General features: G+C 61.8%; 13 protein-coding genes. 11 read left to right on the top strand and 2 right to left on the bottom strand.

What is annotated here, in order from left to right; translation table 11 throughout:
* Positions 1–45: 45 nt before the first annotated feature.
* Both aceF and aceE read right to left on the bottom strand, forming a co-directional pair.
* Positions 46–1,692 (bottom strand): dihydrolipoyllysine-residue acetyltransferase, encoded by a 1,647-nt coding sequence (gene aceF / locus Q7C33_RS24335; protein WP_198797238.1) that lies wholly within the window; start codon positions 1,690–1,692, stop codon positions 46–48.
* 11 nt (positions 1,693–1,703) lie between these two features.
* On the bottom strand, positions 1,704–4,349 hold the full coding sequence (aceE, locus tag Q7C33_RS24330) for a pyruvate dehydrogenase (acetyl-transferring), homodimeric type (RefSeq protein WP_030140218.1): 2,646 nt from the start codon (positions 4,347–4,349) through the stop codon (positions 1,704–1,706).
* A 382-nt stretch (positions 4,350–4,731) separates the two neighbouring features.
* Between aceE and glnE the strand changes: the two genes are divergently transcribed.
* The 11 genes from glnE to Q7C33_RS24275 all read left to right on the top strand — a co-directional run bounded on the left by glnE (position 4,732) and on the right by Q7C33_RS24275 (position 19,248).
* A complete protein-coding gene (gene glnE, locus Q7C33_RS24325) occupies positions 4,732–7,671 on the top strand; it encodes a bifunctional [glutamate--ammonia ligase]-adenylyl-L-tyrosine phosphorylase/[glutamate--ammonia-ligase] adenylyltransferase (protein ID WP_198797237.1) in 2,940 nt (979 codons plus the stop codon).
* 345 nt (positions 7,672–8,016) lie between these two features.
* Positions 8,017–9,051: a lipopolysaccharide heptosyltransferase II gene (gene waaF, locus Q7C33_RS24320; RefSeq protein ID WP_030140216.1), complete on the top strand. Its 1,035-nt coding sequence runs from the start codon at positions 8,017–8,019 to the stop codon at positions 9,049–9,051.
* 1 nt (position 9,052) lies between these two features.
* The gene (gene waaC / locus Q7C33_RS24315; RefSeq protein ID WP_030140215.1) at positions 9,053–10,111 is read left to right on the top strand and encodes a lipopolysaccharide heptosyltransferase I; all 1,059 of its coding nucleotides are present in this window, start codon (positions 9,053–9,055) and stop codon (positions 10,109–10,111) included.
* The gene (locus Q7C33_RS24310; protein ID WP_030140214.1) at positions 10,111–11,232 is read left to right on the top strand and encodes a glycosyltransferase family 4 protein; all 1,122 of its coding nucleotides are present in this window, start codon (positions 10,111–10,113) and stop codon (positions 11,230–11,232) included. The genes waaC and Q7C33_RS24310 overlap by 1 nt, the downstream gene beginning before the upstream one ends.
* Positions 11,232–12,038 (top strand): lipopolysaccharide core heptose(I) kinase RfaP, encoded by an 807-nt coding sequence (rfaP, locus tag Q7C33_RS24305; RefSeq protein WP_030140213.1) that lies wholly within the window; start codon positions 11,232–11,234, stop codon positions 12,036–12,038. The genes Q7C33_RS24310 and rfaP overlap by 1 nt, the downstream gene beginning before the upstream one ends.
* On the top strand, positions 12,038–12,772 hold the full coding sequence (locus Q7C33_RS24300; protein ID WP_030140212.1) for a lipopolysaccharide kinase InaA family protein: 735 nt from the start codon (positions 12,038–12,040) through the stop codon (positions 12,770–12,772). Before rfaP ends, Q7C33_RS24300 begins: the two co-directional genes overlap by 1 nt.
* Positions 12,769–13,521, top strand: coding sequence for a lipopolysaccharide kinase InaA family protein (locus tag Q7C33_RS24295; RefSeq protein ID WP_030140211.1), 753 nt, complete (start codon positions 12,769–12,771; stop codon positions 13,519–13,521). The genes Q7C33_RS24300 and Q7C33_RS24295 overlap by 4 nt, the downstream gene beginning before the upstream one ends.
* On the top strand, positions 13,521–14,981 hold the full coding sequence (locus Q7C33_RS24290; RefSeq protein WP_407684283.1) for a lipopolysaccharide kinase InaA family protein: 1,461 nt from the start codon (positions 13,521–13,523) through the stop codon (positions 14,979–14,981). The genes Q7C33_RS24295 and Q7C33_RS24290 overlap by 1 nt, the downstream gene beginning before the upstream one ends.
* A gap of 337 nt (positions 14,982–15,318) precedes the next feature.
* The gene (locus Q7C33_RS24285) at positions 15,319–17,067 is read left to right on the top strand and encodes a carbamoyltransferase family protein (protein ID WP_407684282.1); all 1,749 of its coding nucleotides are present in this window, start codon (positions 15,319–15,321) and stop codon (positions 17,065–17,067) included.
* Positions 17,060–17,965, top strand: coding sequence for a glycosyltransferase family 2 protein (locus Q7C33_RS24280; RefSeq protein ID WP_030140208.1), 906 nt, complete (start codon positions 17,060–17,062; stop codon positions 17,963–17,965). The genes Q7C33_RS24285 and Q7C33_RS24280 overlap by 8 nt, the downstream gene beginning before the upstream one ends.
* The gene (locus Q7C33_RS24275) at positions 17,962–19,248 is read left to right on the top strand and encodes a capsule biosynthesis protein (protein ID WP_407684281.1); all 1,287 of its coding nucleotides are present in this window, start codon (positions 17,962–17,964) and stop codon (positions 19,246–19,248) included. The genes Q7C33_RS24280 and Q7C33_RS24275 overlap by 4 nt, the downstream gene beginning before the upstream one ends.
* The last annotated feature ends 13 nt before the right edge of the window (positions 19,249–19,261 follow it).

Genomic DNA, 19,261 nt, shown 5'->3' with positions numbered 1-19,261 from the left:
GAAAACGACTGCCGAACGGCCCTCCGCGAAGAGGGCCTTTCGGTGTTACAGCAGGATGGTACGGATATCGCCCAGCAAGTCGCTCAAGCGCTTGGTGAAGCGCGCGGCGGCGGCGCCGTTGATCACACGGTGATCGTAGGACAGCGACAGTGGCAGCATCAGCTTCGGCTGGAAGGCCTTGCCGTCCCAGACTGGCTGGATAGTTGCCTTGGAAACGCCCAGGATCGCCACTTCCGGCGCGTTGACGATCGGCGTGAAGCCGGTGCCGCCAATGTGGCCGAGGCTGGAGATGGTGAAGCAGGCGCCCTGCATGTCGTCGGCGGTGAGCTTCTTGCTCCGGGCTTTTTCGGCCAGGGCAGCGGCTTCGGCAGCCAGTTGCAGCAGGCTCTTCTGGTCGACGTTGCGGATGACCGGTACCAGCAGGCCTTCCGGGGTGTCGACGGCAAAGCCGATGTGCACGTATTTCTTGCGGATCACCGCCTTGCCGCTTGGGGCCAGGGAGGCGTTGAAGTCCGGCAGTTCCTTGAGCAGGTGCGCACAGGCCTTGAGCAGCAGCGGCAGTACGGTCAGCTTGACGCCGGCCTTTTCCGCCACGGCTTTCTGCGCGACGCGGAAAGCTTCCAGCTCGGTGATGTCAGCCTGGTCGAACTGAGTCACGTGCGGGATGTTCAGCCAGCTGCGATGCAGGCTCGACGCGCCGATCTGCATCAGGCGAGTCATGGCCACTTCTTCGGTTTCGCCGAAGCGGCTGAAGTCCACCGCCGGGATCGGCGGGATGCCCGCGCCGCCGGTGGCGCCTTCGGCTGGAGCGTTCTTGGCCTTCTGCATCATGGCCTTGACGTAGGCCTGCACGTCTTCCTTCAGCACGCGACCGTGAGGACCGCTTGGGCCGACGGCCGACAACTCGACACCGAATTCACGGGCCAGCTGACGCACCGCAGGGCCGGCGTGCACCTTGGCACCGCTAGGCGCAGGCGCGGCGGCGACAGGGGCAGGCGCAGGCGCTGCTTCGGCCTTGGCCGCAGGCGCGGCGGCTGGCGCTGGTGCTGCTTCAGCCTTGGCGGCCGGCGCAGCGGCCTGGGCTGGTGCGGCAGGTGCCGAGGCACCCGCTACTTTCAGCTTCAGGATCAGGTCGCCAGTGCCGACTTCGTCTTCCAGCTTGACCTCGACGCTTTCCACCACGCCGGCGGCTGGCGAAGGGATTTCCATGCTGGCCTTGTCGGATTCCAGGGTGATCAGCGACTGGTCGGCTTCGACGGTGTCGCCGGCCTTGACCAGGACTTCGATGATCTTGGCCTTGCCCGACGAGCCGATGTCCGGGACATGAATGTCCTGGACCGTGGCAGCGGCAGGCGCGGCGGCCGGAGCGGGAGCCGCTTCGGCAGCCGGTGCGGCGGCAGGTTTTTCAGCCGCGGCCGGGGCAGCCGCAGGGGCGGCCGCTTCAGGCGCCGCAGCGGCGCCCTCGACTTCCAGCTCCAGCAGTTCGTCGCCTTCTTTCAGGCGATCGCCCAGCTTCACTTTCAGGCTCTTGATCACACCGGCCTTCGGCGCAGGCACTTCCATGCTGGCCTTGTCCGACTCAAGCGTCAGGATGCTCTGGTCGGCTTCGATACGGTCGCCGACCTTCACAAACAGTTCAATTACTTCACCTTCACCGCTGCCGATGTCAGGTACGCGAATGAGTTCGCTCACGAAAATTCTCCTCAGCAGTCCAGTGGGTTGCGTTTTTCTGGATCGATGCCGAACTTGGCGATGGCTTCGGCCACCACTTTAGGTTCGATATCGCCACGGTCAGCCAGGGCTTCCAGGGCTGCCAACACAACGAACTTACGGTCGACTTCGAAGAAGTGACGCAGCTTCTTGCGGCTGTCGCTACGGCCGAAACCGTCGGTGCCCAGCACTTTGAATTCCTTGGAAGGAACCCACTGGCGGATCTGCTCGGCGAACAGCTTCATGTAGTCGGTGGAGGCGATGACCGGACCTTTGCGGCCGTTCAGGCACTCTTCGACGTAGCTCAGCTTTGGCTTCTGGCCAGGGTGCAGGCGGTTGCTGCGCTCTACGGCCAAGCCGTCGCGACGCAGCTCGTTGAAGCTGGTGACGCTCCAGACGTCGGCGCCAACGTTGAACTCTTCACGCAGGATCTTCGCTGCTTCACGCACTTCGCGCAGGATGGTGCCGGAGCCCATCAGCTGGACGTGGTGCGCCGCTTCGCGGGTGTCTTCCTCGAGCAGGTACATGCCCTTGACGATGCCTGCTTCCACGCCGGCCGGCATGGCTGGCTGCTGGTAGGACTCGTTCATCACGGTGATGTAGTAGAAGACGTCCTGCTGCTCTTCGGTCATCTTCTTCATGCCGTCCTGGATGATCACCGCCAGCTCGTAGCCGTAGGTCGGATCATAGGTGCGGCAGTTCGGGATGGTCCCGGCCAGCATGTGGCTGTGGCCGTCTTCGTGCTGCAGGCCTTCACCGTTGAGGGTGGTGCGGCCGGCAGTGCCGCCGATGAGGAAGCCACGGGTACGGCTGTCGCCAGCGGCCCAGGCCAGGTCGCCGATGCGCTGGAAGCCGAACATCGAGTAGAAGATGTAGAACGGCAGCATCGGCTGGTTGTGGCTGGAGTACGAAGTACCGGCCGCAATGAAGGAGCTCATGGCGCCCGCTTCGTTGATGCCTTCCTCGAGGATCTGGCCCTTCTTGTCTTCCTTGTAGAACATCACCTGGTCTTTATCGACTGGCTCGTAGAGCTGGCCGACGGACGAGTAGATGCCCAACTGGCGAAACATGCCTTCCATACCGAAGGTACGGGCTTCGTCCGGGATGATCGGGACGATGCGCTGGCCGATTTCCTTGTCCTTGACCAGTTGCGCGAGGATCCGCACGAAGGCCATGGTGGTGGAGATTTCACGGTCGCCCGAGCCGTCCAGGATCGCCTTGAGGGTTTCCAGTGGCGGGGTCGGGATGCTGAAGCTCTTGGCGCGGCGCTGTGGCACGAAACCGCCCAGGGCTGCGCGGCGCTCGGCCAGGTAGCGGGCTTCGGCGCTGCCTTCTTCGGGCTTGAAGAACGGCAGGTTTTCCAGCTCGCTGTCCTTGACCGGAATGTCGAAGCGGTCGCGGAACAGCTTCAGGCTCTCGACATCGACCTTCTTGGTGTTATGCGCGGTGTTCTTCGCTTCGCCGGCACCGGTGCCATAACCCTTGATGGTCTTGGCCAGGATGACAGTCGGTTGTTCTTTGTGGTTGACCGCCTGGTGGTACGCCGCGTAGACCTTGTACGGGTCGTGGCCACCACGGTTGAGCTTCCAGATCTCGTCGTCGGACAGGTCCGCAACCATGGCCTTGAGTTCAGGCGAGTTGAAGAAGTGCTCACGGACGAACGCGCCGTCCTTGGCCTTGTAGTTCTGGTATTCGCCGTCGATGACTTCGTCCATGCGGCGTTGCAGGATGCCGTCGACGTCCTTGGCCAACAGTGGGTCCCAGAAACGGCCCCAGATGACTTTGTTGACGTTCCACTGGGCACCACGGAACACGCCTTCGAGTTCCTGGATGATCTTGGCGTTGCCGCGAACCGGGCCGTCGAGGCGCTGCAGGTTGCAGTTGATGACGAAGATCAGGTTGTCCAGCTTCTCGCGGCCGGCCAGGGAGATCGCGCCCAGGGATTCCGGCTCGTCGCACTCGCCGTCGCCCATGAAGCACCAGACTTTCTGCTTGCCTGGCTGGATGAAGCCACGGGCTTCCAGGTACTTCATGAAGCGCGCCTGGTAGATCGCCTGGATCGGGCCCAGGCCCATGGAAACGGTCGGGAACTGCCAGAAATCAGGCATCAGCCAAGGGTGCGGGTACGAGGACAGGCCGTTGCCGTCCACTTCCTGGCGGAAGTTGTTCATCTGGTCTTCGGTGATGCGGCCTTCCATGAACGCACGGGCGTAGACGCCTGGCGATGCGTGACCCTGGAAGTAGATCAGGTCGCCGCCGTGCTCGTCGGTCGGGGCCTGGAAGAAATAGTTGAAGCCGATGTCATACAGCGTCGCGCTGGAGGCGAAGCTGGAGATGTGACCGCCCAGGTCAGAATCTTTCAGGTTGGTACGCATGACCATGGCCAACGCGTTCCAGCGCACCAGCGAGCGAATGCGGCGTTCCATGAACAGGTCGCCAGGCATGCGTGCTTCGTGGGTAACGGGGATCGTGTTGCGGTACGGCGTGGTGATGGCGTAGGGCAGTTGCGAACCGCTGCGGGTTGCGAGTTCACCCATACGGGTCATCAGATAATGAGCACGGTCTTCGCCTTCTTTGTCGAGAACCGATTCCAGGGCGTCCAGCCATTCCTGGGTTTCGACGGGATCGAGGTCTTGCATGGCTTGCTCCAGGGCGGAAAGGCTACCAGAATCGGTTGCCTGAGTTTGCGACTGGCCTTGTGGGCAGACGATATAAATTCTTGGATTGCCGAAGGTTGTTTCGGCGGCGTGTAGTTTTACTACAAATCGTCGGCCGTTTCAGCCTTTCGAATGTATAGACGAGTAGTAAAACTACACATGAGCGGCTGATGGCCCCTCGTTTCGTTGTGAGAATAATCGTTACTGTTGGTCATTTGCCAACTCGAACAGGTAAAAACTTGATGCCGGCTGCCAATAAAATCAGAAAATCAGCTATTTATCATCTTTGTTCGACAGTCGATCAGGTAGTGTCTTCTGTAAAAACACTACATCCAGCCTTTCCCGCGCCGATCAAGGATAGACCATGAGCCTGCCCTCGCTTGCCGAAATGCCGGCAATTCTCCAGTCATTGGTCAGTCGCGCCGAGCAGTCGTTCCGCGCGGCGGTCGCGCTCCTTGACGACGATCATGGATTGTCGACCTGGACGCCGCAGCGTTGGGCCGAGTTCAACCGCGTTACCGCCGCCAGTGACTTCGTCATCGAGCAAAGTGTACGAGATCCTTTGATGCTGTTGGCACTGGTGCGCAGCGGCGAACTGGACCGCAGCCTGGCGCCCGGTGAAATGTGCGCGCAGATTGGTGCCGCCGTACAGGCCGCCGAAACCGAAGACGAACTGGGCCGCGTCCTCCGTCGCCAGCGTACCCGCCAGCAGGTGCGGATCATCTGGCGTGACCTGACCCGCCAGGCCGATCTGGTCCAGACCTGCCGGGACCTCTCGGACATGGCCGACACCTGCATCGACCAAGCCTATCAATGGTTGTATCAGCGTCTCAGCCAACAGTTCGGCACACCCACCGGTCGACGCAGTGGCGAGCCGCAGCAGATGGTCATCCTGGGCATGGGCAAGCTCGGCGCGGTGGAGCTGAACCTGTCGTCGGACATCGACCTGATCTTCGCCTACCCCGAGGGCGGCGAAACCGTCGGCGCCAAGCGGCCGCTGGATAACCAGGAGTTTTTCATCCGCGTCGGCCAGCGCCTGATCAAGGCCCTCGACCCGATGACCGTCGATGGCTTTGTGTTCCGCGTCGACATGCGCCTGCGTCCCTACGGCTCGGCCGGTGCGCTGGTGCTGAGCTTCAACGCGCTGGAGCAGTATTACCAGGACCAGGGGCGCGACTGGGAACGCTACGCCATGATCAAGGCGCGGGTGGTGGCGGGCGACCAGGTGGCCGGCGCGCAACTGCTCGACATGCTGCGCCCGTTCGTCTATCGCCGTTACCTGGATTTTTCCGCCATCGAAGCGCTGCGCACCATGAAGCAGTTGATCCAGCAAGAAGTGCGGCGCAAGGGCATGGCCGACAACATCAAGCTGGGTTCGGGCGGCATTCGCGAGGTGGAGTTCATTGCCCAGGCGTTCCAGTTGATCCACGGCGGTCGCGACTTGAGCTTGCAGCAGCGGCCGCTGCTCAAAGTGTTAAGCACGCTGGAGGGGCAGGGGTACTTGCCGGCCAAGGTGATTGATGAGCTGCGCCAAGGTTATGAGTTCCTGCGTTATACCGAACATGCGATCCAGGCCATCGCCGACCGCCAGACCCAGATGCTGCCGGACAGTGCCCAGGATCAGGCGCGCATTGCGTTCATGCTGGGCTTTGCTGATTGGAGTGCGTTTCACGAACAACTGATGTACTGGCGCGGGCGCGTGGCCTGGCATTTTGGCCAGGTCATCGCCGATCCCGATGAAGAAGAGGGCAGCGAAGGCGAAGTGGCGGTGGGGGGCGAATGGTTGCCGCTGTGGGAAGACAGCCAGGATGAGGAAGCGGCGTGTCGCCAGTTGGAAGAAGGCGGTTTCGCCGATGCGTCCAAGGCACTGAAGGCCCTTGCGGCGCTGCGCTCGAGTCCGCAGTTACGCGCCATGCAGCGCCTGGGACGTGAGCGCCTGGACGCCTTCATTCCGCGCCTGCTGGCCCAGGCGGTGGAACATGCTGATCCGGACCTGGTGCTGGAGCGGGTATTGCCGTTGGTGGAGGCCGTGGCTCGTCGCTCGGCTTATCTGGTGTTGCTGACAGAAAACCCCGGTGCACTGCGTCGCTTGCTGACGCTGTGCGCGGCGAGTCCGTGGATCGCTGAACAAATCACCCGTTTCCCCTTGCTGCTCGATGAATTGCTCAACGAAGGTCGCTTGTTCAAGCCGCCCTTGGCGCCAGAGTTGGCGGCGGAGCTTCGTGAACGCCTGACGCGTATTCCCGAGGATGATCTGGAGCAACAGATGGAGGCGTTGCGGCACTTCAAGCTGGCCCACCGTCTGCGGGTGGCGGCTTCGGAAATCGCCGGCAGCCTGCCTTTGATGAAAGTCAGCGATTACCTGACCTGGCTGGCCGAGGCGATTCTCGAACAAGTGCTGGCGCTCGCCTGGCGCCAGACCGCGGCCAAGCATGGCGTGCCGTTGCGTACCGACGGCAGCTTGTGCGATCCGGGGTTCATTATTGTCGGTTATGGGAAGGTCGGCGGTTTGGAGTTGGGGCATGGTTCCGACCTGGACCTGGTGTTTATCCACGATGGCGATCCGCAGGCGGAAACCGATGGCCCGAAACCCATCGACGGTGCCCAGTTCTTTACCCGGCTCGGCCAGCGGATCATCCACCTGCTGACGGCCCAGACCAACTCCGGGCAGCTATATGAAGTGGACATGCGTTTGCGACCATCCGGCGCATCGGGTTTGCTGGTCAGCTCCTTGGGGGCGTTTGCCCGCTACCAGGAGAACGAAGCCTGGACTTGGGAGCATCAGGCGTTGGTGCGCGCGCGGGTGCTGGTGGGTAGCCAGGATGTGGGCCAGGCCTTCGAGAAAGTTCGCGTCCAGGTGTTGGGACGCAAGCGGGACCTGCCGACGCTGCGCCAGGAGGTGAGCGAAATGCGCGCCAAGATGCGCGACAACCTTGGCAGCAAGGCCACCGCCGCCGGGACCGCGCCGAATGCCTTCGAAGCCACGGCACCCTTCGACCTCAAGCAAGATGCCGGAGGTATCGTCGATATTGAATTTATGGTGCAATACGCGGCTCTGGCGTGGTCCGAGGAGCATCCTTCGCTGGTGCGCTACACCGATAACATCCGCATCCTGGACGGGCTGCAGGAGGTCGGGTTGATGCCTGCCGAAGATGCCACGCTGTTGCGCGAGGCCTACAAGGCCTACCGCTCCGCCGCCCATCGCCAGGCCTTGCAGAAAGACGCCGGGGTGATCGCAGGCGACCAGTTCGTGGACGAGCGCCGGCAGGTGATGCGGATCTGGCGGGAGCTGGGACTGAGCTGAGTATTGAATAAATGTGGGAGCGGGCTTGCTCGCGATAGCGGAGCGTCAGGCAACATTGATGTTGGATGTACAGGCCTCATCGCGAGCAAGCTCGCTCCCACAGTGGATTGGCGGTGTTGCACCGTGCTGAGGACAGATGCAGGTCCCTTGTGGGAGCGAGCTTGCCCGCGATAGCGGTGGGTCAGGCGACATAGGTGTTGAATGGGCTGGCTCCGTCGCAAGTAAGTCGCCCCCCACAGTTGATTGGCGGTGTGTTGTAGATTAGGGCCACAGGCAACGACCTAAGCCACAGTGATTCTCGAGGCGGGGAGGCGTAGGCCTCCCCGTATCGTTTTTGGAAGCCACATGAATATTCTGATCGTTGGGCCCAGTTGGGTCGGTGACATGGTGATGGCGCAGACACTGTTCCAGTGCCTCAAGCAGCGTCACCCGCAGTGCGAAATCGACGTCCTGGCCCCGGAGTGGAGCCGGCCGATCCTTGAGCGCATGCCCGAGGTGCGCAAGGCCTTGAGCTTCCCGCTCGGCCATGGCGTGCTGGAGCTGGCGACCCGCCGGCGTATCGGCAAATCCCTGGTCGGCCAGTACGACCAGGCGATCCTGCTGCCCAATTCGTTGAAATCGGCGCTGGTGCCGTTTTTTGCCGATATTCCCAAGCGCACCGGCTGGCGTGGCGAATTTCGCTACGGCCTGCTCAATGACGTGCGCGCCCTGGACAAAGACCGCTACCCGCTGATGATCGAGCGCTTCATGGCCCTGGCCTACGAGCCGGGCGCCGAGTTGCCCAAGCCGTATCCTCGGCCGAGTCTGCAGATCGACCCGGTGACGCGTGAAGCGGCCCTGGCCAAGTTCGGCCTGACCCTGGATCGCCCGGTATTGGCCCTGTGCCCTGGCGCCGAGTTCGGCGAGTCGAAGCGTTGGCCGGCGGAGCATTACGCCCAAGTCGCCGAGGCGAAGATTCGCGAAGGCTGGCAAGTCTGGCTGTTCGGTTCGAAAAACGACCACTCGGTGGGCGAAGACATCCGCTCGCGGCTGATCCCCGGCCTGCGGGAAGAGTCGGTCAATCTCAGCGGTGACACTTCCCTGGCCGAGGCCATCGACCTGCTGTCCTGCGCTGATTCGGTGGTGTCCAACGACTCCGGCCTGATGCACGTGGCCGCCGCGCTGAACCGTCCGTTGGTGGCGGTCTACGGCTCCACTTCCCCAGGCTTCACCCCGCCGTTGGCGGACAAGGTCGAAGTCGTGCGCCTGGGCATCGAATGCAGTCCATGCTTCGATCGCACCTGCCGCTTCGGTCACTACAACTGCCTGCGCCAGCTCATGCCGCCATCGGTGAATGAAGCCCTGGAGCGTTTGCAGGGCACACCCGTGGAGGTCCGGTAACTTGCGGGTATTGCTGATCAAGACTTCTTCGTTGGGGGACGTGGTCCATACGTTGCCAGCGCTGAGCGATGCGGCGCGGGCTATTCCGGGCATCAAGTTCGATTGGGTGGTGGAAGAAGGCTTCGCCGAAATTCCCACCTGGCACCCGGCCGTGGGCAAGGTCATTCCAGTGGCGATACGGCGCTGGCGCAAGAACCTCTGGCAAACCATCAAGAGTGGCGAATGGCGGCGTTTCAAGCAGAGCATGCGCGCCGACAAATACGACCTGGTGATCGATGCCCAGGGCCTGTTGAAAAGCGCCTGGCTGACTCGCTACGTCAAGGCGCCGGTCGCCGGCCTGGATAAAGACTCGGCTCGCGAACCCTTGGCGGCGCGTTTCTATTCGCGGCGCCTGGCAGTGGCTCGCGGTCAGCATGCGGTCGAGCGCGTGCGTCAGTTATTCGCCCTGGCGCTGGGCTATGACTTGCCGCAAACCCAGGGTAACTATGGCCTCGACATCGACCGCCTGGTGGAATTGCCACGGCCCTATCCCTACGTGGTATTCCTGCACGGCACGACGTGGGAGTCCAAGCACTGGCCCGAGCTTTACTGGCGCCAGCTCACCGAGCGCATGGGCCAGTTCGGCGTCGTGGTGAAACTGCCCTGGGGCAGCCCGGCCGAGAAGGCCCGGGCCGAGCGCATTGCAAATGGGCTGCGCAATGCCCTGGTATTGCCGAAGTTGAACCTCGGCGGCATGGGCAAGGTGCTCGCCGGCGCCCAGGCTTGCGTGGCGGTGGACACCGGTCTTGGCCATCTGGCCGCGGCCCTCGACGTGCCGACCATTTCTCTGCTTGGCCCGACCAATCCGGTGCTCACCGGCGCCTATGGCAAGGGCCAGATTCACCTCGCCAGTGATTTCCCTTGCGCGCCCTGCATGCAGAAGCAATGCACTTATCCACCCACCGCCGAGGATGCCCGGCGGTTCGACCTGAAACGCGAGCAGCCCCTGTGCTTCACGCGTCTGAATCCCGAGCGTGTCGCCAGCCACCTGAGCACGTTATTGGCTGAGGAGCCGCGCTGATGCAATTGGCTTTTGTCCTTTACAAATATTTCCCTTTCGGCGGCCTGCAGCGTGACTTCATGCGCATCGCCCTGGAGTGCCAGCGGCGCGGTCACCAGATCCGCGTCTACACGCTGATCTGGGAAGGCGACGTGCCGCCCGGCTTCGAAGTGCTGGTGGCGCCGGTCAAGGCGTTGTTCAATCATCGCCGCAACGAGAAACTCAGCGCGTGGATGGAAGCGGACCTGGCCAAGCGCCCGGTGGACCGCTTGATCGGCTTCAACAAGATGCCCGGCCTGGACGTGTACTACGCCGCCGATGGCTGCTTCGAAGACAAGGCGCAAAACCTGCGCAATTCGCTGTACCGGCGCTGGGGCCGCTACCGGCATTTCGCCGAGTACGAGCGGGCGGTGTTCGCCAAGGACGCCAAGACCGACGTGCTGATGATCTCCGAAGTCCAGCAACCGCTGTTCATCAAGCACTACGGCACGCCACTGGAACGTTTTCACCTGCTGCCGCCGGGCATCGCCCAGGACCGCCGCCGGCCTGCCGACGCTGACGAAATCCGTGCCGCGTTCCGGGCCGAATTCGAGCTGGCCGACGACGATCTGTTGCTGGTGCAGATCGGTTCCGGGTTCAAGACCAAGGGCGTGGATCGCAGCCTCAAGGCCCTGGCCGCGTTGCCCGCGCAATTGAGAAAACGCACCCGACTGTTTGTAATTGGCCAGGACGACCCCAAAGTATTCCAACTGCAGAGCGCCGCGCTGGGTCTGGGTGACAACGTGCGGTTCCTCAAGGGGCGCAGTGACATCCCGCGTTTCCTGCTGGGCGCCGACCTGTTGATCCATCCGGCGTACAACGAAAACACCGGCACTGTCTTGCTTGAAGCGCTGGTGGCCGGATTGCCGGTGCTGGTCAGCGCGGTGTGTGGGTACGCCCACTACATCGCCGAGGCCGACAGTGGCCTGGTGCTGGACGAGCCGTTCGAACAAGCGCAGCTCACCGAGTACCTGGGGCGGATGTTGAGTGATGCCGATGCCCGGGCAACCTGGAGTCGCAACGGTCTGGCCTTCGCCGAGACGGCCGACCTCTACAGCATGCCGCAGCACGCGGCCGATGTGATATTGGCGGAGCACGCTTGATGAAATTGATGCTGGCCGAACCGTTCAAGAGCCTTTGGGCCGGACGCGATGCGTTCGCCGAAGTCGAAGCGCTCCAGGGCGAGGTCTACCGTGAGCTCGAAGCCCGGCGCACCCTGCGCACGGAGGTGGACGGTCGCGGCTTTTTCGTGAAGATCCACCGTGGCATTGGCTGGGGCGAGATCTTCAAGAACTTGCTGACCGCCAAGCTGCCGGTGCTCGGTGCGGGCCAGGAATGGAAGGCCATCCAGCGCCTGCAAGAAGTCGGCGTGCCGACCATGACGGCCGTCGCCTACGGCGAGAAGGGCAGCAATCCGGCGGACCAGCATTCATTTATCATCACCGAAGAGCTGGCGCCGACCATCAGCCTTGAAGATTTCAGCATCGAGTGGGTCAAGCAAGCGCCGCCGCCCAAGCTCAAGCGCGCCCTGATCGCCGAAGTGGCGCGCATGACCGGCATGATGCACCGCGCCGGCGTTAACCACCGTGACTGCTATATCTGCCACTTCCTGCTCCACACCGACAAGCCGGTGACGCCCGAGGATTTCAAGCTCTCGGTGATCGACTTGCACCGCGCCCAGACCCGCCCGGCCATTACCACCCGCTGGCGTAACAAGGACCTGGCGGCCCTGTATTTCTCGGCGTTGGACATCGGCCTGACCCGTCGTGACAAGCTGCGCTTCCTCAAGGGTTACTTTCAGCAGCCGCTGCGCCAGGTCCTGGCTGAAGAGGCTTCGTTGCTGGCGTGGCTCGAAGGCAAGGCCAACAAGCTGTATGACCGCAAGCAGCGGTACGGGGATGCGCTCTGATGTCGGGTTGGAACCTGGAGCCGGCCTACGCTGAACTGGCGCAGGATTTCGGCAGCCTCGATGCGGTATTTGCCCTGCAGGGAGAGCGTCTGACCCGCGATCCACTGTCGGAGGTGATCCGCATACAGCGCAACGGCGTGAACTATTACGTCAAGCGCTACGTTGGTGCCGGCAAAGGCTTGCGGCGCTACTTGGGCAAGCCCCGGGTCAAGTCCGAGTGGCAGAACCTCAAGCGATTCGCCAAGTGGGGGATTCCCACGGCCGAGATTGTTGCCTGGGGCCTGGAGCGACGTGGCGCGGCGTACGATCGCGGGGCAATGATCACCCGTGAGCTGCCTCGAACCGAAGATCTTTCAGCGCTGGCTAATCGGCGCGATCCGCGCCTGGGCGACCGCGCCTGGGTCGATGGTGTCAGCCGTCAACTGGCCGGTTATACCCGGATCATGCACGATCACCGCTTCACCCATAACGACCTGAAGTGGCGCAATCTGCTGATAGACGACCAGTCGCGGCTGTTCCTGATCGATTGCCCGAACGGCGATTTCTGGCGCGGCTTCTGGCTCAAGTACCGGATTACCAAAGACCTGGCCTGCCTTGACAAGGTTGCCAAGCGCCACCTGTCGAGCACCCAGCGCCTGCGCTTCTACCTGCAGTACCGCCAGCGTGACCGGCTCGATGCGTGTGACAAAAAACGCATCCGCCATGTAGTGAGATTTTTTGAGGGACGTGAATGACTGATTTCCTGGCCGCTGAAGACCGGGCGTTGCTTGCACGTCATGGCCTGGACAGCTTCGAGGCCCTTTGGTCGCGAGAACTGGACGCCGTCGATGAGCCCAATACCGCAGGCGGCGGCTGGAGCAGTGTGTTCCGGCTGGAGCTCGAAGGGCAGGGCTATTACCTCAAGCGCCAGAGCAATTACCTGACCCGGACCTTTTCGCACCCTTTTGGCGAGCCCAGTTTTTCCAGGGAGTTTCGCAACATCAGCCGGTATCGCCAGTTGGGGATTCCGGCCCTGCAAGCGGTGTTCTATGGCCAGCGCAAGGTACATGGCGAAGTGCGAGCGGTCTTGCTGACCCGTGCCCTGGATGGCTGGGACGACCTGGACTCGCTGTTGCAACGCTGGCCAAGCCTGACGGCAGAGCAGCGCTCCACAGTCCTCAACGCTTGCGGGCAGTTGGCGCGGCGCCTACACGGCATGCATCAGGTGCATGGCTGCTTCTATCCCAAGCACATCTTCCTGCAAGCCACTGCCGACGGTTATCAGGCGCAATTGATCGACCTCGAAAAGACTCGGCCGCTGCTGTTTGGCCAGCGTGATCGAGTCAAGGACCTGGAGCCTTTGCTGCGCCGGGCCAGGATCTGGAGCGAAGAAGATGTCCGCCAGTTGCTGTCTACGTATCTGGACCAGCCCCTTGGCGGTGCGCTGGTGGATCAATGGATGACCCGGTTGAGGGCTCGACGCACCCATAAGGAGGCCCGCTGATGCATTTGTCGGAATTGAAAAGCGCCGGTCGCAGCCCTAGCCTGCCCCTGAGCGTGGAGCTGGCCGATGCCGCCGGTCCGGCGCGTTTGCAATTGCTTTCACTGTTGCGAGTGTTGCCGGGCCAACGTTACGTCGGTGCCGGTATCTGGCGTGGTCGGCCGGTGCTGGCCAAGTTGCTGGTGGGCAGCAAGGCGCCCCGGCACTTCCAGCGTGAACTGCAAGGCGTTCGCCTCCTGGCGGAGCAGGGACTGACGACGCCGCTGCTGCTGGCCGATGGCTTGAAGGAGGGCGAGGGTGGCTGGCTGCTGTTCGAGCTGCTGGAGGACGCCGAAAGCCTCGGTGACGCCTGGAAACAGGTCGAGCACCTGCCAATGTTGGCGGACGAGCAAACGGCAGTGTTGGCCGAGGCCCTGGGTGCGATTGCGCAACTCCACGGCAAGGGCCTGTGGCAAGAAGACTTGCATCTGGACAACCTGCTGCGCCACGGCGGCAAGCTCTATCTGATCGATGGCGCCGGTATTCGCGCCGAAACCCCGGGGCAGCCGTTGTCGCGGCAGAAGGTATTGGAGAACCTCGGGGTGTTCTTCGCCCAGCTTCCCAAATCCATCGAGCCGTTCAATGAAGAACTGCTGGTGTATTACCTGTTGGGCAACGCCGAACACGCCTTGCCCATGGAGGCGCTGCAAAAACAGATCGATAAAGTGCACACATGGCGGCTGAAAGATTTTCTCGAAAAGGTCGGGCGCGAGTGCAGCCTGTTCAGCGTACAGCGCGGACCGTTCGGGCTGCGAGCGATCCGTCGTGATGAAGAGGCCGCGATGGTCCCGGTGCTGGAACAGGCCGATGCACTGCTCGATCAGGGCCATCTGTACAAGACGGGCGGCGCGGCCAGTGTCGGCAAGGTCGAGTCGAATGGTCGCACCCTGGTGATCAAGCGCTACAACATCAAGAACTTCGCCCATTGGCTCAAGCGCTTCTGGCGTCCAAGTCGCGCCTGGCATTCCTGGCGCGAGGGGCATCGACTGGCATTCCTCGGCATCGCCACGCCCAAGCCGCTGGCGCTGCTGGAAAAGCGTTTCCTCTGGCTGCGCCGAGGGGCTTACCTGGTGACCGAGCACCTGTCGGGCCCGGACATCATCGAACGCTTCGCCCCTTACGTCGAGAGCGGCGAGGCTCCCGAGACTGAGCTGCTGGCGCTGGATCGCTTGTTCGCTGATCTGATCCGCGAGCGCATCAGTCACGGCGACTTCAAGGGGCACAACCTGTTCTGGCAAGACGATCGTTGGGCGTTGATCGACCTCGACTCGATGTGCCAACACCGCAGCCAGTCCAGCTTCGCCCAGGCCTATGCCCGGGATCGGGCGCGGTTTATGCGCAATTGGCCGCAGGACAGTGCGTTGTATCGCGTGATCGATGAGCGCTTGCCCAAGGCAGTCGATAACACGTCGGCTATCGTGTAACCGATCACTGTGGCGAGGGAGCTTGCTCCCGCTGGGCTGCGCCTGTAGGAGCTGTCGAGCGAAGCTAGGCTGCGATCTTTCCCCAGGCACTTGAGTCTCAAGCGAAAGATCAAAAGATCGTCCGAACGCGGCCCGAGCCTTCGCCAGCTCCTACAGAGCCGAGCGGGAGCAAGCTCCCTCGCCACGGACCGTGTAAACCCTACGACTCATCGCTAGAGGCTTAAGGCCGCATTTACGCTATAATCCCGCCCTTTAGCTGCCCCGCACCCCTAGGTGCGCGGCACATTCATTTTCGCGGCGCTTGTCGCCCGTATGCAGACATAAGAGGCTAGACCCTGTGGCATTGACGATTCTTGGCCTGTCCGGCGCCCTTAGCCATGATCCTTCCGCAGCGCTGTACATTGACGGCAAGCTGATCGCGGCGGCCGAGGAAGAGCGCTTCGTACGCGATAAACATGCAAAGAACCGCATGCCCTACGAGTCGGCGAAGTTCTGTCTGGAACAGGCCGGCATCAAGCCTTCCGATGTCGATGTGGTGGCGATCCCGTTTGCCCCGATCAGTCTGTTCGGCGAAGCTCGCTGGCACTACGCCAAGCGTTACTGGTACGCACCGGACCGCGCCCTCGATGCGATCCTGATGGGCAACCGTCGCTACAAGCGCTATCGCCGCAAGATCGTCTGGTGCCTGGAGCAACTGGGCTTCGATCCGAAAAAGATCAAGATCGAGCCGGTCGAGCACCACCTGGCCCACGCCTCCAGTGCCTATCATTGCTCGGGCTTCCAGGAAAAAACCGCGATCCTGGGCATCGATGGCAAGGGCGAATACGCCACGACCTTCTTTGGCTACGGTGAAAACGGCAAGATCCACAAGATCAAGGAATTCTTCGATCCGGACTCCCTGGGTGGCCTGTACGGCGCGATCACTGAGTTCCTCGGTTTTGAAATGCTCGACGGCGAATTCAAGGTCATGGGCATGGCGCCTTATGGCGACGCCAGCAAGTACGATTTCTCGCGCCTGGCTTCGTTCGAAAACGGCGAATTGGTGATCAACACCGACTACGCCAACGTGATCGGCCTGCGCCGCTATAAAGAGAAAGGCAAGGGCTTCTACTTCTCGCCGAAGCTGATCGAATGGCTCGGCCCGAAACGTGAAGGCGACATCGCCGACGAGCCGTACATTCACTACGCGGCGAGCATGCAGGCGCTGTTCGAGAAGCTCGCATTGCAGATGATCGACCACTACCTGGGCGACGTGCTCAAGGAAACCGGCAAGCTGGCCTTCGCCGGTGGCTGTGCGTTGAACGTCAAGCTGAACCAGAAAATCATCGCCCGTGATGACGTCAAGGAGCTGTTCGTGCAACCGGCTTCCGGCGACGCCGGTACGGCGGTAGGCGCGGCGGCTTATGTGTCCCATGCCCGTGGCGTGCCGGTGGAGAAGATGGAACACGTCTACCTCGGCCCGGCCTACAGCAACGAAGACGTGATCGCGGCGTGCGCCCGCCATCCGAGCAAGCCTGAGTGGCGCAAGATCGACAACACCCCCGAGCGCATCGCCAAGATCATGGTCGACGGTAACCCGGTGGCCTGGTTCCAGGGCCGCATGGAGTTTGGCCCGCGTGCCTTGGGCGGTCGTTCGATCATCGGTTGCCCGAGCGCCAGCGGCGTGGCCGATCGTATCAACGAGCAGATCAAGTTCCGCGAGCGCTGGAGGCCTTTCTGCCCGTCGATGCTCGACACCGTTGCACCGCAGATGATCAAGGTCGATCACCCGGCACCGTTCATGACCTTCACCTTCGAAGTCGCCGAAGAATGGAAGACCCGCGTGCCGGAAGTCGTCCACGAAGACGGCACCTCCCGGGCCCAGGTGCTCAAGCGCGAATACAACCCGCGCTACTACGACATGATGAAGGCCCTGGAAGTCCTGACCGGCAACGGCGTGTCGCTGAACACCTCGCTCAACCGTCGCGGCGAACCGATGATCTGCTCGCCGACCGACGCGCTGAACATGTTCTTCGGTTCGGACCTGCAGTACCTGATCATGGAAGACATTCTGGTGGTCAAAGACGGCGTGGATGTTTATGACTGAGATGTTGGTCAGTGTCATCATTCCAGCTTACAACTACGCCGAGACATTGCCGCGAGCGGTGAATTCTGTCATTGCGCAGTTGGGCGAAGCCCAGGCAGAGCTGCTGGTGATCGACGATGGCTCCACTGATGCGACGCCTCAAGTTGTAGAGCAGTTGCTGGTCGAGCATGCCGGGGCCTTTCGAGCCCTGCGCAAACCCAACGGTGGTCTGTCGTCGGTGCGGAACCGTGGGATCGAGGAAGCCCGGGGCCAGTACCTGATCTTCCTTGATGCGGATGATGAGATGGCGCCGGGCGCGCTGGCGGCTGTGGCCCGGCATGTCGCCGATAATCCCGAGAGTCGTTTGATTATTGGCGGCCACTGGTCGGTGTTCTCCGACGGTCGTCGCGTCCAGCACAGCGCCACGCCCTTGCCGGTGACGCCGCGTGAACGTGTTCGTGGCTATCTGCTGGAAAAGACGGTGTCGCTGTCCAACGGAGCCTGCGTCATGCACCGCGAGGTGTTCGGGCCAGGCAATTACCCTTTGCACCTGCGTAACGTCGAAGATATACCTGTATTTGCCCAAGTGCTGGCGCGCTTTCCATGTTCCACATTGGATCAGCCGCTCGCGCTGATCCACAAGCATGATGACAGCATGCGACATGACCTCAAGCAAAGCCTGGCTGCGGGGGTGGAGATGGTGGACGAGGTGTTTGCTCCTGCGCGGATGCCGGCGGAGTTGCAGGACCTGCGTCAGGCCTTTACCGCCCAGCGCTGCCTGTCCTTGTTCCGCGACTGCTATAGCGCTGGGGACTACGTTCGCGCAAAGGCTTTTTATGCCCGGGCCGTACGTACCAACTTTTTTTCGATCATGCGCTGGTCCTACACGCGTAAGGCCGTCCGGTTGTTGTTCAAGTGAGCGCTTCGAGTCCTGATCACGCTGCCTTCCAGGCCGACGACAGCTGGGCTCGAAAGGCTCGTGAGCTGGACCTCTATCGCTGGAAATTGTTGCGTCAGCGTCATGGTCGCCTTGGCAGTTTGTTGCGGCTGTCTCGTGATGTGATGGTCGACACGGTGGTCGGACTGCGTGCGAAGGCATGCTTGAGAGATTCGGTAGACGCCACGCCCTGTGAAGTGCTGCTGCTGCATTCGGCGCCAAAATCCATGGCGTTGCAGCGCAAGAATATCCTGATCGATGCACTGCGCAAGCGAGGATGTCGGTTGATGGAGGCTGCGCTTCGATCGCCCTCGCATGCTTGTAGCGAACGCATGCTTTTGGCTCCGCCACAGTCCGTGCCGCTACGTTATCTGGTCTATGCCGCCCACGCCCAGTGGCTGGTGACGACGTATCAACCAAAAGTGCTGATCAACGAGCGCAATGGCAGTCTCCATGCGCCGTTCCTGCGTCTTGCATTGGCTGCGCGTGGCGCCCGGTTGCTGCATCTGGCCCACGCGACGACGCTGGAATCCTCTCGTCGCCTGGGAATGAATGACTACGATTACTACGGGGTCTTTGGCCGTAGTTCATTGGTGGCGTTGCAAGAGCGGACGTTGCGGTTTGGCGAGTCGACGGTGGTGCTGCTCGGTTCGTACCTTGCCGATGAAACTTATGATTTGCCTGTTGCGGATCCAGCGATCAAGACGTTATTGATCCTGGGGGTCGGGCCGGACCGCGAGAAGGAGTCCGGTTATCAAGAAACCTATCGGCTACTGCGTGAGTGGGCTGGGCGCAATCCTCACTACCGTGTGCTGTTCAAGCGCCATCCGCGCAGCAAGGCTCAATTCTGGAGCGATGCAGCTACACGTTTCTCCAATATCGAGCTACTGGATATCAATCAATCATTGGCCCAGGCTCTGGCGCGGGCTAGCGTTGTGGTCAATATCATGTCCAATGCCGGCATAGAAGCCGGTTTGGCTGGTCGGCCGGTCATCTACGTAAATGCGGGCAGTGATGAGGATATTTTTGCTCACGCCTTGTTTTTCGGACCGCAGGTGCGTGACGAGGGGGCTTTCTCTCATCAGTTGCAAGCGCTCGAGCGCAATTATCCAGAGTCCGTGGAAAAGGCCCGAGGTTTCGCCGATTACCATTTGGTCTACGGCTCCCAAGGGCTGGCAAAAACCGTCGAGCTGATCGAAGGCTTGCTGCAAGGCGTGAATCCCGAGCGAAAGTTCGAAACCTTCAGATTGCCCGCTGCCGGTTGACATCGATTTTCGG

Origin of the sequence: Pseudomonas sp. BP11-1-1 (assembly GCF_052112105.1) — a bacterium.
GTDB lineage: Bacteria > Pseudomonadota > Gammaproteobacteria > Pseudomonadales > Pseudomonadaceae > Aquipseudomonas > Aquipseudomonas alvandae.
The sequence above is the reverse complement of the archived record's forward strand: the minus strand, read 5'-3'. Positions and strand labels throughout refer to the sequence as shown.